Annotated in this window: 15 protein-coding genes; 9 read left to right on the top strand and 6 right to left on the bottom strand. The window is 67.9% G+C overall.

The features are described from left to right. From G3I56_RS23080 to G3I56_RS23065, 4 genes are all read left to right on the top strand, one after another. Positions 1 to 318 carry a hypothetical protein gene (locus G3I56_RS23080; RefSeq protein ID WP_164411916.1) on the top strand — a complete coding sequence of 106 codons (318 nt, stop codon included), beginning with the start codon at positions 1 to 3 and terminating at the stop codon, positions 316 to 318. Then, positions 309 to 617, top strand: a complete 309-nt coding sequence (locus G3I56_RS23075; protein WP_343240033.1) for a hypothetical protein — start codon at positions 309 to 311, stop codon at positions 615 to 617. Before G3I56_RS23080 ends, G3I56_RS23075 begins: the two co-directional genes overlap by 10 nt. A gap of 106 nt (positions 618 to 723) precedes the next feature. Then, on the top strand, positions 724 to 2,844 hold the full coding sequence (locus G3I56_RS23070) for an FtsK/SpoIIIE domain-containing protein (protein WP_164411912.1): 2,121 nt from the start codon (positions 724 to 726) through the stop codon (positions 2,842 to 2,844). Positions 2,845 to 3,047: 203 nt separating this feature from the next. Further along, entirely contained in the window at positions 3,048 to 3,512 is a 465-nt protein-coding gene (locus G3I56_RS23065; RefSeq protein ID WP_164411910.1) for a hypothetical protein, read from the top strand. A gap of 7 nt (positions 3,513 to 3,519) precedes the next feature. Here the strand turns inward: G3I56_RS23065 and G3I56_RS23060 are convergent, their stop codons facing one another. Next, positions 3,520 to 3,819 carry a hypothetical protein gene (locus G3I56_RS23060; protein ID WP_164411908.1) on the bottom strand — a complete coding sequence of 100 codons (300 nt, stop codon included), beginning with the start codon at positions 3,817 to 3,819 and terminating at the stop codon, positions 3,520 to 3,522. Positions 3,820 to 3,932: 113 nt separating this feature from the next. Here G3I56_RS23060 and G3I56_RS23055 point away from each other — a divergent pair, with 113 nt between their 5' ends. From G3I56_RS23055 to G3I56_RS23035, 5 genes are all read left to right on the top strand, one after another. Beyond that, positions 3,933 to 4,856, top strand: a complete 924-nt coding sequence (locus tag G3I56_RS23055; protein ID WP_164411906.1) for a bifunctional DNA primase/polymerase — start codon at positions 3,933 to 3,935, stop codon at positions 4,854 to 4,856. Then, a complete protein-coding gene (locus tag G3I56_RS43270) occupies positions 4,853 to 5,200 on the top strand; it encodes a hypothetical protein (protein ID WP_203690445.1) in 348 nt (115 codons plus the stop codon). Before G3I56_RS23055 ends, G3I56_RS43270 begins: the two co-directional genes overlap by 4 nt. Next, positions 5,197 to 6,612 (top strand): phage/plasmid primase, P4 family, encoded by a 1,416-nt coding sequence (locus tag G3I56_RS23045; RefSeq protein WP_239135038.1) that lies wholly within the window; start codon positions 5,197 to 5,199, stop codon positions 6,610 to 6,612. The genes G3I56_RS43270 and G3I56_RS23045 overlap by 4 nt, the downstream gene beginning before the upstream one ends. Before the next feature lie 89 nt (positions 6,613 to 6,701). Next, positions 6,702 to 6,947 (top strand): helix-turn-helix domain-containing protein, encoded by a 246-nt coding sequence (locus G3I56_RS43265; RefSeq protein WP_164411904.1) that lies wholly within the window; start codon positions 6,702 to 6,704, stop codon positions 6,945 to 6,947. Positions 6,948 to 7,035: 88 nt separating this feature from the next. After that, positions 7,036 to 8,298, top strand: coding sequence for a site-specific integrase (locus G3I56_RS23035; protein ID WP_164411902.1), 1,263 nt, complete (start codon positions 7,036 to 7,038; stop codon positions 8,296 to 8,298). 1,080 nt (positions 8,299 to 9,378) lie between these two features. Here the strand turns inward: G3I56_RS23035 and G3I56_RS23030 are convergent. The 5 genes from G3I56_RS23030 to tsf form a co-directional block, all read right to left on the bottom strand. Continuing rightward, entirely contained in the window at positions 9,379 to 10,050 is a 672-nt protein-coding gene (locus G3I56_RS23030; RefSeq protein WP_164411900.1) for a hypothetical protein, read from the bottom strand. 125 nt (positions 10,051 to 10,175) lie between these two features. Beyond that, complete coding sequence (locus G3I56_RS23025) at positions 10,176 to 11,309, bottom strand: phosphatidate cytidylyltransferase (protein WP_164411898.1); 1,134 nt, start codon at positions 11,307 to 11,309, stop codon at positions 10,176 to 10,178. Beyond that, entirely contained in the window at positions 11,309 to 11,866 is a 558-nt protein-coding gene (gene frr, locus G3I56_RS23020) for a ribosome recycling factor (protein ID WP_164411896.1), read from the bottom strand. Before frr ends, G3I56_RS23025 begins: the two co-directional genes overlap by 1 nt. 148 nt (positions 11,867 to 12,014) lie before the next feature. Continuing rightward, positions 12,015 to 12,773, bottom strand: a complete 759-nt coding sequence (pyrH, locus tag G3I56_RS23015) for a UMP kinase (protein ID WP_164411894.1) — start codon at positions 12,771 to 12,773, stop codon at positions 12,015 to 12,017. Between the two features lie 203 nt (positions 12,774 to 12,976). Next, the gene (tsf, locus tag G3I56_RS23010) at positions 12,977 to 13,813 is read right to left on the bottom strand and encodes a translation elongation factor Ts (protein WP_164411892.1); all 837 of its coding nucleotides are present in this window, start codon (positions 13,811 to 13,813) and stop codon (positions 12,977 to 12,979) included. Positions 13,814 to 13,842: the final 29 nt, after the last annotated feature.

Raw genomic sequence — 13,842 nt, 5'->3', positions numbered from 1 at the left:
GTGTCCAAGTCCGAGATCCGCCGTCTGGACCGCGAGATACACAAGGCCGCCGCCAAGCTCACGGCGGTCAAGCGGGGCGAGTCGTGGCCGCTCAACGGTGCGGAGCGTCGGGCCATGGCCCGCGCCATCGCCGGCGGCTCCTACAAGGTCGTACGCGGCAAGAGCACCGCCCGTGCCGAGCAGCAGATCGACACCACCACCGCCAACGCTGAGATGCGGCTGACGGCCGAACTGGCCGCCCTGCACGGCGAGAAGCAACGACTCATCACGGAAGCTGCCCGCGAGAAGGCGGCCAAGAAGGCGTCGGGGTGGTGGTGAGCATGGACGCCCGTTGCCCCGCCGCTCATCCGCAGGACCCGACCCCGTGCGTCGGCCCGCCCGTGGTGACCGTCCTGGACGCGGTCAACGCCGGCGCGGACGGATGTGAGCACCACGGCGCCCGGATGCTGGCCTCTTTGAACCGCGGTCGCGTCTACCCCCTGCCCGACGCCCCGCAGGGCGCCGCGATCCGCGTGTTCAACGCCGCCGACGGCATCCGCCCCTTCTGCTGGGTCAACGGACCGCGTACCGGGCCGTCCCAGCTCAGCCATGCCGAGAACCGCGCCCGCCACCACTGACACACGCAACAACCGCCGGGGTGCCCGCCTCTTTCCACGGACACAGGCACCCCGGCACCCTCACCCATCCCGCCCCGCAAGAGGGGCAGTCAGGAGCAGTACCAGCATGACCGACAACGTCATCCCTCTCACCAAAACCGAGCCGACCGGCCCTGAGCCGGACGTGACCCCCACCGTGCTGACCGTGGTACCCGACGCCCCGCCCGCGCCCCTGACGCCGTTGTGGGTGCGCTCCGGACGTGCCGTCAAAACCGCCGTCACGCACGAGAACACGAAGAGCACTGTTCGTGCGGTGGCGCGGCACAGTCTCTACACGTTTAACGGGGGCCGGATCGTGGCCCGCCGCACCTGGGACGGCAAGACCGGCGCCCGCTACGAACGCATGATCCGCACAGCCGAAGCGGCGGGGAACCTGGAGGCCGCCGAGGAGTGGGAGGAGCGGCTCACGCGCTTCCGCCAGGCACGCCACCACCGCCGCATGGACCTCTTGCACTCACCCGTAGAGGCCGCCAAGGGCATCGCGGTCGGTACCGGGGTGAGCATCGGCGTGCTGGTCGCCCTCGGGGTCGTCATGGCGATCAACAACCACGACATCACCGACGTCATCACCCCGCTGAAGGCGACCATCGAGTTCATCGCCCTGCTGATCCGGATTGTGCAGGTCACGTGGGGTACTGCGCTGATCGTCGGCCCGTTGCTCGCGTTGTTCGCGCTGTGGGCGGTCGGCAGCAAGCAGCAGGCCGCCCCGCAGTGGGCGCTGCCCGCCACCGTCCGCAGTGGTGAGGGTGAGCCGGTCACCCCGTCCATCGTCGTCAAGGCCCTGCGCGACCTCGGAGTACCCGCACTGCGCAACGCCATCAAGGACATGGGCGACGCCGGCGCGTCCATGCTCGGACCGATCCGGATCGCCGGATGCGGCGTCGAAGTCGACGTCACCCTGCCCTCGGGGGTCTCTACGATCGAAGTGCAGAACCGGCGCCGCAAGCTCGCCGAGAACCTCACCCGGCACGAGCACGAAGTGTTCATCACCATCCCGCAAGCGGCGCGCACGGTGCGGCTGTGGGTGGCCGACTCGGGTGCACTGGACGAGCCGATCGGCCCGTCCCCGCTGGTCACCGACGAGACGATGACCGCCGACTACACCAAGGGCAAGGCGCCCTGGGGGCAGGACCTGCGCGGCGACATGGCGGCACTGAGCGTGTATCAGCGCCACCTGCTCATCACTGGGTTGTCGAACCAGGGCAAGACCGTCGCCCTACGCTCCCTCGCGCTGTGGCTCGCGTTGGACAAGTCGGTGCAGTTCCTGATCGGTGACCTCAAGGGCGTGGGCGACTGGGCCATGTTCGAGCGCCTGGCCAGCGTGTTCATCCAGGGCCCGACCGACGACCACGTCATCCGGGTGACCGAGATGGTCGAGGGCGCGGTGGACGAGATGAACCGCCGGATCCAGGCCCCGCCCAAAACGGTGTTCCCGCCGCTGATCGTGCTGGTCGACGAGGCGCAGGTCGCGTTCATGTGCCCCGTCAAGGACGACGAGAAGCGCCCCTACGGCGGCTCCAAGGCCACCTCCCGGTACTACATGGCGGTCCGCAAGATCCACAACCAGGGCCGTGCCGTGAACGTCCTGATGTGGCAGGGCACGCAGGACCCCACCGACCAGAACCTCCCCAAGCTCGTCCGCGAGGGCGCCCACACCCGTGCCTCCCTCGCGCTGGGCACAGAGTCTCAGGCGCGGATGGCGCTGGGGGACAAGGCAGTTGACGGCGGTGCGGCCCCCAACCTGCTGCGTCCGGGGCTCGACCGCGGAACGCTGGTCGTCGCGTCCGATGGCATCGCCATTCCCGCCGGGCAGGCGTCCATCACGGTCCGCACGCACTACATCGACGACGAAGCGGCCCAAGCCATCGTCGAACGTGCCGAGGCGCTGCGCGACGGAGTCACCCCGCTGACCCTGATCGAGCGGGGTGAGGAGCGGGACGCGCTCGCGGACATCCTCGGGGCGATGGGTGACGCACCTCGTCTGCTCACGCTCGACATCCTCAAGCGCCTCGCCGTGCTGGACGAGACGGCCTATGACGGCTGGACGTTCGGCGACCTCAAGCGCGTGCTGGAGGCCGAGGGCGAGGAGCCGAAGAAGTCCAACGGGCGCATGGTCGTCCACCGCGATCACGTCCTGCGCGCCCTCGCCAACCGCGACGGCGACGGTTCCGCTTCCGCCGTCGAGTAGCAGGGAGGCGCACCCTCTCACGGCAGGGAGGCGGGGATACACCCCCAACCCCCTCCCTGCCCCACATCCCCGGCTCTGACCTGCACAAATGATCGTCAGGGAGTCAGGGAGGCACTGCAGGTCAGACCCCTGAAACCCCCTCCACAGCCCATCCGTCAGGGGGTGTCCCTACCTCCCTGGCCTACCGCCGGAAGGGATTCCGCATGTACCCCGACCACACCCAACCCGCGCCCGAACAGCGGGCCCTGGACGTCCACCACCCCACCCCGATACAGCCCCTGGTCGCCGTTCCGGCGCCGCTCGTTCCCGTCCAGCCGGGCACCGTCCCGGCGGTCGCGTCCATCGTCCTGCCGGACGGGCGGGTCGTCACCGGCTACGCCATCGACCCCGTGCGGCCCGAACCGGTCGCCGCCCCGCCGGCCGTCTCCCGCGCGGCGGTGAACGTCGCCCTCGGGGGTGTCGGATTCCTCGCGGTGTGCGGCGGACTGCTGCTGCTCACCACGTTCATCGCGGCCCTGACCGCGTTCGTCACCCAGCTCATCACCCTGGCCGCCGTCATCTTCGGCGGCTGGATCGCCGTCCAGGTCTTCAGCGCGAGCAGCCACCAGGGCGGGACCACGGTCAACATCCGCAAGGCAGTCATCAAGCGCAACAAGTTCTACGGCTGACCGACAGCTACGGGGAACCCAGTTCCTCATCGAGCACGTGCGGCCAATTCCCGTGACCCAGCTCTCCCGCCATGAGGAGATCGCGCCAGTCCGCCCGTGCGAGGCGGATCGCCGCACGGAACTGGTCGACGTCCCCGGCGGCACTCAGCACAGCCGCAGCCAAGAGCCGCTCCGTGTCCTGCCGTGAGTTGGCGAGTTCGTCGGCCAGCACACGCAGGGCACCGACCACTCCCCGCGCAACGTCGGCATCCGGGAAGTCCCGCCGAACTCTCGCGTGCAGACGAGCACTGATCACGTCCTCGGCCACGCCATCCCCCTCGCTCACATCCAGCAACAGACAGGGCAGCCCCCGCATCTCGCCAAAGAATCCGGGGCCGCCCTGATCCACCTGCCCTCAACAGACCTGTGGAGGCATCCAGCATGACCCATGACCCCCGTTCCGCGCTGCTGCGCGCGGCACTGGACGCTGCCGCACGCGGCTGGCACGTCTTCCCCCTCCGTCCCGGCACCAAGCGCCCCGCCCTGCACGGTGAAGCCGCGTGCCCCGGCACCGGCCCGTGCGCGGCAGGGCACCGGAAGTGGGAGCAGCGCGCGACCACCGACCCCGACCGCATTCGCGCTGCCTGGTCGCGGGCCCCGTACAACGTCGGCATCGCCACCGGCCCTTCCGGGCTATTGGTCGTCGACCTGGACATGCCCAAGCTCAACGGCAAGAACGGGAAGGGCAGTTCGGACACGCCTTGCGGCGCGACGACCTTTGGGGCGCTCTGCGAGCGCGCCGGACACCGGGTGCCCGACACCTACCGGGTGCGGACCGCGAGCGGCGGATCGCACCTGTACCTCGCCGCCCCGTTGGGCGTCCGGCTGACCAACACCGCAGGAACCATCGGCCCGTTGGTCGACACCCGCGCCGCCGGCGGATACGTCGTCGCGGCGGGCAGCACCACCCCCGCCGGACCCTACGAAGCCCTCAGCGACTCCGTGGCGGCCCCGGTGCCCGAATGGCTGCTGAGCATCCTGGAACCGGCCCCCAAGCCCGTACGGGCCCCCTCGGGACCCGTAGCGGGGCAATCTGGCAGGTATGCGGATGTAGCGTTCGCCAACGAGGTCCACAGCGTCGCCACCGCCGCCGACGGCACCCGCAACGCCACACTCCTGCGCGCCGCCCGCGCCCTGGGACGGTTCATCGCGTCCGGCGACCTCACCCGCGTTCGGGTCGAGGAGGCTCTTAGAGGGGCGGCGGGGGGCAACGCCACAGAGTCTCAGCGCTACTACGACGATGTGATCCGACGTGCTCTGGACTGGTCCATCACCCACAACTCGCCCCGGGGCAGGGCCGCATGACCGCCCCCTCCCCCTCTAAGAGCTTCACCGGACCCACCGACCGCCCGCGCGCCGCCGAACCGGCCGCACCCCGAACGGCCGTGGGCGAACCGAAGGTGGTCGCCGAAGGCGTCCCCCTTGCCGTTCGCCCGAACGCGCCACGCGGCGACGGCCGTTACCCCATCGCCTGGCTGACCATCCGCACGCCGTACGGCGCCACCCCCACCGCCACGTCAACGTGCCTGTGCGGCAGGGACCGACGAGCGTTCGGCGAGCGCCATGTGCTCGCCCTGATCACCGACCACACCGACCACCGCGACCACTGCCCGCTGCGCACCACCACGGAAGGGAGGACGGCAGCATGACGAACCACCCCGACACCGACACCGAGGAACTGCCCGCGCCGTCCCACCCGATGGCCGTTGCCCGCCGTCTGCTGCCCGACTGGCAGAACGGAGAGGGGCAGCTCGTCTACCGGCGCTGGCGGGCGTCGTGGATGCGCTGGACGGGAACCTGCTGGCGGGAGCTGGACGAAGCCATGGTGCGCAAGGCCATGTACGAGCGCCTTGAGTACGCCGTCTACCGGGCGCCCGCCAAGGACGGCGAGAGTGAGGAACGCGACTGGGCACCCACCAAACCGAAGATCAGCAACCTGCTGGACGCGCTCGGGTCCATCACGCTCCTGCCCACCGACACCGACGCCCCCGCCTGGCTCGACAGCAACGACGGGCGCGAGGACGGGACGATCGTGGCCTGTGAGAACGGGCTGTTGCGCATCCGGGACCGCGCGCTGCTGCCGCACAACCCGGACTTCTTCAACCTCGTGTCCGTGCCCTTCCCCTACGATCCCGGCGCCACGGCGCCGACGTGGGAACACTTCCTGGCGCAACTCTGGCCGAACGACCCCGACGCGATCCAGGCAGTACAGGAGTGGTTCGGCTACGTCCTGTCCGGCCGTACCGACCAGCAGAAGATTCTTCTCATGGTCGGTCCCACGCGTTCCGGCAAGGGCACCATCGCCCGGGTCCTGAAAGAGCTGGTAGGCAAGGAGAATCTCGCCGGCCCCACCCTCGCGGGACTCGGCACGAATTTCGGTCTGTCCACCCTGGTCGGCAAGCCGCTCGGGGTCATCTCCGACGCCCGGCTGTCCGGCAACGACAACAGTCAGGTCGTCGAACGGCTGCTGACCATCTCCGGTGAGGACACGATCGACGTTGACCGCAAGTACCGCGCCGTGTGGACCGGCAAGCTCCCCACCCGTCTGATGATCCTGTCCAACGAACTGCCGCACTTCGGGGACTCCTCCGGGGTCATCGCCAAACGGTTCGTGCTGCTCAACATGACGGTGTCGTGGCTGGGCAAAGAAGACCCCACCCTCATGGACAGGCTCATCGCGGAGATGCCCGGCATCCTCAACTGGGCTCTCGAAGGACTCGCCCGCCTCCAGCGCACCGGCCGGATCACCGAACCCAAGTCCAGCCGGGAAGCAGTCACCACCATGCAGGACACCGCCTCACCCACCAGCGCATTCGTCCGCGAACGCTGCACCACCGGACCCGCCTGCACCGTCCCCGTCGACACCTTGTGGACCGTCTGGCGCGAGTGGTCCGAGGACAACGGCGTACGCGCCGGCACCAAACAGGTCTTCGGACGCAACCTGCTCTCCGTGGTCCCCCAGCTCAACCGCACCCGCCCCCGCGACGCCTACGGCCAACAGGTCGCCGTCTACAGCGGGATCACGCTCAACCAACGCGAACCACATCTGCCGGAGTCGTGACTCATCGCGACTCAAGCCCCCACGAACCTGCTCTGAGTCGCGATGAGTCGCGGCTCAGAGCAATGTGATTCCAGCTTGCGGAGGACTCAGTGAACGCGACCGCCGCCGTCCGGGCCGATCCTCGCGCCATCCTCCGAGGTGGCCTCCCGGACCAGTACCTCACCCCCGACGACATCGCCACGCTGTTCAAGGTGCCCAAAGAGACCGTCTACCAGTGGCGCAAGAAGAACACCGGCCCGCCCAGCTTCCGCATCGGCAAACACGTGCGCTACGACCCCGCCGTAGTCCACGCCTACATCGCCCAATGCATGGCCGACGACCGGACCGCCGCCTGACAACACCGCCACAACCACACAGCTCAACACCCCGGGGAGGGCCACACCGTGGCCCTCCCTTCCCATGCCCAGAAGGGACCACCCCCGCATGGCAGGCCACATCCAAGACCGCTGGTACAAGACCGAAACCGACACCAACGGCAAGACCCACCGAGTCAAGAGCGACCGTTACGGCGCCGGACTCCGCTACCGCGCCCGGTACATCGGGCCGGACGGCACCGAGAGGTCCAAGAGCTTCCCTGACCGTCAGAAGCGGCTCGCCGAGCAGTGGCTGACGGGCATCGAGGCCGACATGAACAGCGGTCACTACATCGACCCGAAAGCCGCCCGGATCACCTTCAAGACCTATGCCGAGAAGTGGCTCACCACCCACAGCGCGGACGTGTCGAGTCAGATCGTGACCGAACAGAGGCTGCGCCTTCACGCCCTCCCGGTACTCGGCTCCCGCCCCCTGGACTCGTTCCGCCCCGAACACATCCGGGAACTCGTGAGCGTCCTGGAGAGGGACCCCGCCGTCAGTGGCTCGTACGCGCGGAACATCTACGGTGACGTACGGGCAGTGCTCAGCGCGGCTGTCGACGATGGGCTGTTGCCGCGGAACCCGTGCGGCGCAAAGTCCGTACGCCCGCCGACAGTCGAGAAGCGGCGCGTCGTACCGTGGCTGCCCTCGCAGGTGCATGCTGTCCGCGCGGCGCTCCCCGAGCGCTACCAGGCCATGGTGAATCTCGGGGCGGGATGCGGGCTACGCCAGGGGGAGATCGTCGGACTCGCTGAGGACGCGCTCGACCCCAATGGCGCCACCCTGCACGTGGTCCGGCAAGTGAAGCTCATCCGGGGAAAGGCCGTGTTCGCCCCGCCGAAGTGCAACAAGGAGCGGGACGTACCGTTGCCGCCCTCGGTGGCCGAAGCCATACGGGCCCACATGGACGCGCACAAGCCCGTTGAGATAACCCTGCCATGGCGCAAGCCGGACGGCCCGATGGTGTCGGCTCGCCTCCTGTTCACGAACACCGCGAACGGGATCGTCTGGCGAAGCAACTTCAACGTGCAGGAGTGGAAGCGCGCGCTTGCTGCTGCAGGCCTGATCGCGGAAGCCGAGAAGGGCGGCAGGTACGCGTCTGCGCGCGAGCACGGCATGCACGCACTGAGGCACTTCTACGCGTCCGCGCTACTGGACGCCGGGGAGAACATCAAGGCAGTAAGTCAGTACCTGGGGCACGCCGACCCGGGGCTGACACTGCGCGTGTACGCGCACCTCATGCCGTCGAGTCAGGAGCGTACGAGGAATGCCGTTGACAGAGCATTCCTGCCCGGCCCCGGTCCCCTCCGGCACACGCCAGGGCGCCAGTGACCGTCGAGTGAACCCGAGCCGATAGCTCCGTCATCCGCAACAAATATTGCGTGACCCACATCACACTCGTGATGCCCGAGCAGGTCAAGGTTGCATGGGGCAAGAGAGTAAGACCGCACTCCATTTTGAGCTGACCTGCGGTTTCCGCATTTCAGCCGACTTCCATTATCGGCTGTCCATGCAACCCCAAATTCGGAGCATGGAAAGTGGTGGGTACACACGGGCACTCCGTCAGCCTTCCCGGCACTCTCACTGGTGTACGGTATTTGATATCCCTGACGGATGGCCGCCAATTGGCAGCCCTGACACCAGAGGGGAGGTTAGGCGCATGCAGTCCGGATCTGAGCCCGATGAGGCCAGGCCGGCGCAGACCAAGCGTCGTTGCTGGACACGGCTACTTCGTCCCGCACGGCTCATGGTCAGCATCCTGCAGCTTGTCTACTACGCGATCCGCGTAGAGGACGAACTGTAGGACTGACCTGGGAAGACGCAGCGAGAGCCCACCCAAGCATCGGGTGGGCTCTCATGGTCCACGTCTGGCTATCGGGTCCCGTGTGCCTCCACCAAGATTCGCACGGGACCCACCTTCACTTGTGGACTGCAGACCATTACGGTAGCACGTTCTTAAATCCAATTAAGCAATAACCAATGAAGGTTGCCAAGGAACTTGGCAACCAACTCGTAAGTGAACATAGCTTAGGAACTCCCAAGCATCTAAAGATCTGCAATAGATTTCGACATGCGAAACGAGAACAAAAGCAACTCAACCAACAGCTGAACCGCAACTGTTACAGGTACAGAGTGCGTTGATGCGAGAGCGTAAGCGCAGTACGCCAAGCCTGGGGGCTTGACCACCCAGCAGGAGCCGCACGGCCCAGAGACGGCCCAGCAGCTCAAAACGGGCCCTCTACCGGCGCCATACGCGCAGGTGGGGGCCCGTTTTGCTGCCGGATTACTGCCAGTTCTCCGGGCTTAGGCATGGCCGTACCAGTGTCGCAGACATCCGGACAGCCCTTCGCCGCCCTGTGGACAACGTGCGGCGCGGAGAGAAAAACCCAGCTCAGCGCGTGCTGTACGTACTCACCGAGGCGCCGCAGCCATCACCCCCCTCAGCTGCGTCACCTCCCGCTCCAGCTCGCGGTAGTGGTCGCTGACCTTGCGTCGGGCCGTCGGTGTGACGCGGCCCCCGTCCAGTTCGGTCAGCCGGTCGCTCAGGGAGGTGAGGTCCGTGCGCCAGGCGTGCCAGCCGTCGGCGCCCTGGGCGGCGGTCAGCTCGTCCTGGGCGGCCTGCAGGGCCTCGTGGGCCCCCTGGCGCAGCGGGGCCAGGCCGGCGCGCAGTCGTTCGGTGCGCTCGCGGAGATAGGCCAGGGACTCACCGACTCCGGCGAAGGTCTCCCCCAGCCCGGTCATCGACCTGACCTGCTCGCCGAGCGCCCCCAGCCAGGGCACGGCCACCTCGACACCGTGCTCGGCCGCCTCGACGGTCGCGGTACGGACCTCGTGGTAACGCTGGGAAACGCCGTCCAGGTCGGCGAAGACACTCATCGCGCCGAGCGTCTGCTCGCGGATGGTGTCCGAAGGGAGTCCGTCTCCCCGGTCGAGCAGCGCCTCGATCCGCGCCAGCTCGCCACGTGCCGCCCGTCGCAGCTCCAGCAGGGTCTGGAGAGCCGCGTCGGCCGCCTCGACGGGACCGGCGACAGCTGCCAGCCCTTCGGCCTGCCGCTGGCGTCTGGCACGACTACGTCCCCACATGCACGCCACCCCTTCCGGACGGATCGACCGCACTGAAGTCGATCTTAGGTTCGAAAGGGGTGGTTTCAGCCCGACGTAGGTGTTTCAAAGGAAACCCGGACCGTACTGGAACATTCCGACCGCCCTCAGCCCACGAATGCCACGAACAGCAACCACACCACAGGAGCCGTGGGAAGCAGCGAGTCCAGCCGGTCCATGATGCCGCCGTGCCCCGGCAGCAACGTGCCCATGTCCTTGATGCCCAGGTCACGCTTGATCATGGACTCGCCGAGGTCACCGAGCGTGGCGCTGACCGCGACCGCGAGCCCCAGCACCAGTCCCTGCCACCAGGTGCCGTCGTCGATCGCGAACTCCATCAGCAGCGCGCCCGCCACCATCGCGAACCCGACAGCGCCGAACAGGCCCTCGCGGGTCTTGCCGGGGCTGATGCGCGGGGCGAGCTTGTGCTTGCCGAAGCGCCAGCCGATCGCGTACGCGCCGGTGTCGCTGACGACAGTCAGGAGCAGGAACGTCATGACGCGCTGCGCACCGTCGTCGGCGGTGAGCATCATCGCGACGAACGTGGCCAGGAACGGGACGTAGAAGGCCGCGAAGACGCCTGCCGTGACGTCCTTGAGGTAGCCCTCCGGAGGTTCCGTCATACGCCAGACCAGGACCGCGAGCGCGGTGAGCGCCATCGCGACCCACGCGCCCTCGGGACCCCGGACGTATCCGGAGACGACCATCGCGGCCCCGCCGAGCGCGAGTGGCACCAGCGGTGCCCTGATGCCCTTGCGTTCCTGGAGCCGGGACGTCAGTTCCCACAGGCCGACCACGACGGCGACCGTTATCACGCCGACGAAGGCGGCCTTGACGACGAACAACGACGCGATGATCACCGCACCGAGCCCGACGCCGACCCCTATGGCCGCGCCGAGATCCCGGCCCGCGGTCTTCTTCTGCGGGACAGGGACGGGGACGGGCTGCTGGGCGTCGTCGGGCGTGGGCATGGAATCCGGCTTCTGCGGCACCGCCCCGTAGGGCTGTGCCTGCGGCATCTCGTCGCGGAACAAGGGGCCGCCCGGCCGAGCGGCCCCCCGGTCGTCCTCCTGGTGTCCGCCATGTGCGGGTACGTCGGGCACGATGGGCATGGGGCGAGTCTGCTGCGCGCGGTGCGCATCGTACGCGGGACCCGCCGGGGCAGCCCCCTGGACAGGCCCTCCGTCGGACGGCCCCCAGTACCCGGCGTGGGGCGGCGCCCCCCAGGAAGAGTCGTTCATCAGACTTCGAGAAGCTCCGCTTCCTTGTGCTTGAGGAGCTCGTCCACCTGCGCGACGTACTTCGCGGTGGTGTCGTCGAGCTCCTTCTCCGCGCGACGGCCCTCGTCCTCGCCGACATCGCCGTCCTTGACGAACTTGTCGATGGAGTCCTTGGCCTTGCGACGGATGGCCCTGATCGAGATCTTGGAGTCCTCGGCCTTGGTACGGGCCACCTTGATGTAGTCCTTGCGGCGCTCCTGGGTGAGCTCGGGGAACACCACGCGGATGATGTTTCCGTCGTTGCTCGGGTTGACGCCGAGGTCGGAGTCGCGGATCGCCTGCTCGATGTTGCGCATCGCGGTCTTGTCGAACGGGGTCACCACGGCCATCCGCGGTTCGGGTACGGAGAACGAGGCCAACTGGTTGATCGGCGTCAGCGCGCCGTAGTAGTCGGCCACGATCTTGTTGAACATCGCCGGGTGCGCACGACCGGTTCGGATCGCGGCGAAGTCCTCCTTGGCGACCACGACGGCCTTCTCCATCTTCTCCTCGGCCTCGAGGAGGGTCTCTTCGATCACCACTTGCTCCTGCGTGTCTGAGTAGGCCCGGCTGCTCTTCGCGGTCCGCGGCCGGCTGCGTCGCGTCTTCTTCCTGCACGGTTCCCGACCGGCAGGACATTGTCCATCCCCCGCTCAGGGTCCGTCCCCGGGCAGGGCTGATCCCCGGTCAGTCCCGGCTGCCCTGTTCACCGACGAGTGTGCCGATCTTCTCACCCTTGACGGCCCGCGCGATATTGCCCTCGGCCAGAAGCTCGAAGACGAGGATCGGGAGCTTGTTGTCACGGCACAGCGTGATCGCGGTCATGTCGGCGACCTTGAGGTCCCGGGTGATGACCTCGCCGTAGCCGAGCGAGTCGAACTTGACGGCCTCGGGGTTGGTCTTCGGGTCGGAGTCGTAGACCCCGTCCACGCCGTTCTTGCCCATCAGCAGCGCCTCGGCGTCGATCTCCAGGGCGCGCTGCGCGGCGGTCGTGTCGGTGGAGAAGTACGGCATGCCCATACCGGCACCGAAGATGACCACACGGCCCTTCTCCAGGTGCCGTACGGCGCGCAGCGGGATGTACGGCTCGGCGACCTGGCCCATGGTGATGGCGGTCTGGACCCGGCTGTCGATGCCCTCCTTCTCCAGGAAGTCCTGGAGCGCGAGGCAGTTCATGACGGTGCCGAGCATGCCCATGTAGTCCGAGCGGGCCCGGTCCATGCCGCGCTGCTGGAGTTCCGCGCCGCGGAAGAAGTTGCCGCCGCCGAGGACGACGGCGATCTGGGAGCCGTCGCGCACGACAGCCGCGATCTCACGGGCAATCTTGTGCACCACGTCGGGGTCGACGCCCAGGCCCCCGCCACCGGAGAAGGCCTCTCCGGACAGCTTCAGCATGTACCTGCCGCGCACTTTGCCGTCGTCGCTCTTCTGGGCCTTGGTGGTCATGGAGAATCTCGCCTCTTCACGTGTCACACACACGAAGAAGGCCACTGCCGATGGGGTGTCGATCGCATCCCATGCCCGGCAATGGCCTCCTCGTCAGATCTGCTGTCGTCCGCCACGCGCGCGTGCGTGACGGCGTACGCGCGCGACTGCCGTCGACCCTATAGGTATCCCTACGTGGGCCGCGCGTCGATCGCGGTACGGACTCAGATGCCGACCTTGATGCGCGTGAAGCGCTTCAGGGTGACACCGGCCTCGTCCAGGACCTTCTGGACGGACTTCTTGTTGTCCAGCGCGTACGGCTGGCCGAGCAGCGTGGCGTCCTTGAAGAAGCCGTTGAGGCGACCCTCGACGATCTTCGGCAGGGCGGCCTCGGGCTTGCCCTCGGCGCGGGTGGTCTCCTCGGCGACACGGCGCTCGGTCTCGACGACCTCGGCCGGCACGTCCTCCTTGGAGAGGTACTTCGGCGCGAAGGCGGCGATGTGCTGGGCGATGCCCTTGGCCACGTCGGCGTTCGGCTTGTCCAGCTCGACGAGGACACCGATCTGCGGGGGCAGGTCGGGCATCGTGCGGTGCATGTACGCCAGCACGAAACCGTCCGCGAACTGCGCGAAGCGGTCCAGGACGATCTTCTCGCCCAGGTTGGCGTTGGCCTCGTCGACGTACGCCTGAACCGTCTTGCCGGCCTCGATCTCGGAGGCGAGCAGCGCCTCCAGGTCGGCCGGGGAGGTCTTGGCGACGTGCTCGGCGAGCGCGTTCGCGGCGGCCTGGAACTTCTCGCCCTTGGCGACGAAGTCCGTCTCGCACTTCAGCTCGACGAGGACACCGGAGGTGTTGTCGTCGGCGATGATCGAGACGACGGCGCCGTTCTCGGCGGAACGGCCCTCGCGCTTGGCGACGCCCTTCTGGCCCTTGATGCGCAGGGCCTCTACGGCCTTGTCGACATCGCCCTCGGCCTCGTCGAGCGCCTTCTTACAGTCCATCATGCCGGCGCCGGTGAGCTCACGGAGCTTCTTGACGTCGGCGGCGGTGTAGTTCGCCATGATTCTGGGAGTCTCTCTCGAAGTCTGAA

It is taken from the genome of Streptomyces sp. SID12488 (assembly GCF_010548275.1).
Lineage (GTDB): Bacteria > Actinomycetota > Actinomycetes > Streptomycetales > Streptomycetaceae > Streptomyces.
The sequence above is the reverse complement of the archived record's forward strand: the minus strand, read 5'-3'. Positions and strand labels throughout refer to the sequence as shown.

Bases quoted from the DNA above. Each gene is read 5' to 3' on its own strand.
- G3I56_RS43270 (WP_203690445.1), top strand. From the start codon at position 4,853: ATGACCGCCCCCTCCCCCTCTAAGAGCTTCACCGGACCCACCGACCGC.
- tsf (WP_164411892.1), bottom strand. From the start codon at position 13,813: ATGGCGAACTACACCGCCGCCGACGTCAAGAAGCTCCGTGAGCTCACC.
- G3I56_RS23065 (WP_164411910.1), top strand. From the start codon at position 3,048: ATGTACCCCGACCACACCCAACCCGCGCCCGAACAGCGGGCCCTGGAC.
- G3I56_RS23030 (WP_164411900.1), bottom strand. From the start codon at position 10,050: ATGTGGGGACGTAGTCGTGCCAGACGCCAGCGGCAGGCCGAAGGGCTG.
- pyrH (WP_164411894.1), bottom strand. From the start codon at position 12,773: ATGACCACCAAGGCCCAGAAGAGCGACGACGGCAAAGTGCGCGGCAGG.
- G3I56_RS23055 (WP_164411906.1), top strand. From the start codon at position 3,933: ATGACCCATGACCCCCGTTCCGCGCTGCTGCGCGCGGCACTGGACGCT.
- G3I56_RS23025 (WP_164411898.1), bottom strand. From the start codon at position 11,309: ATGAACGACTCTTCCTGGGGGGCGCCGCCCCACGCCGGGTACTGGGGG.
- G3I56_RS23045 (WP_239135038.1), top strand. From the start codon at position 5,197: ATGACGAACCACCCCGACACCGACACCGAGGAACTGCCCGCGCCGTCC.
- G3I56_RS23035 (WP_164411902.1), top strand. From the start codon at position 7,036: ATGGCAGGCCACATCCAAGACCGCTGGTACAAGACCGAAACCGACACC.
- G3I56_RS23070 (WP_164411912.1), top strand. From the start codon at position 724: ATGACCGACAACGTCATCCCTCTCACCAAAACCGAGCCGACCGGCCCT.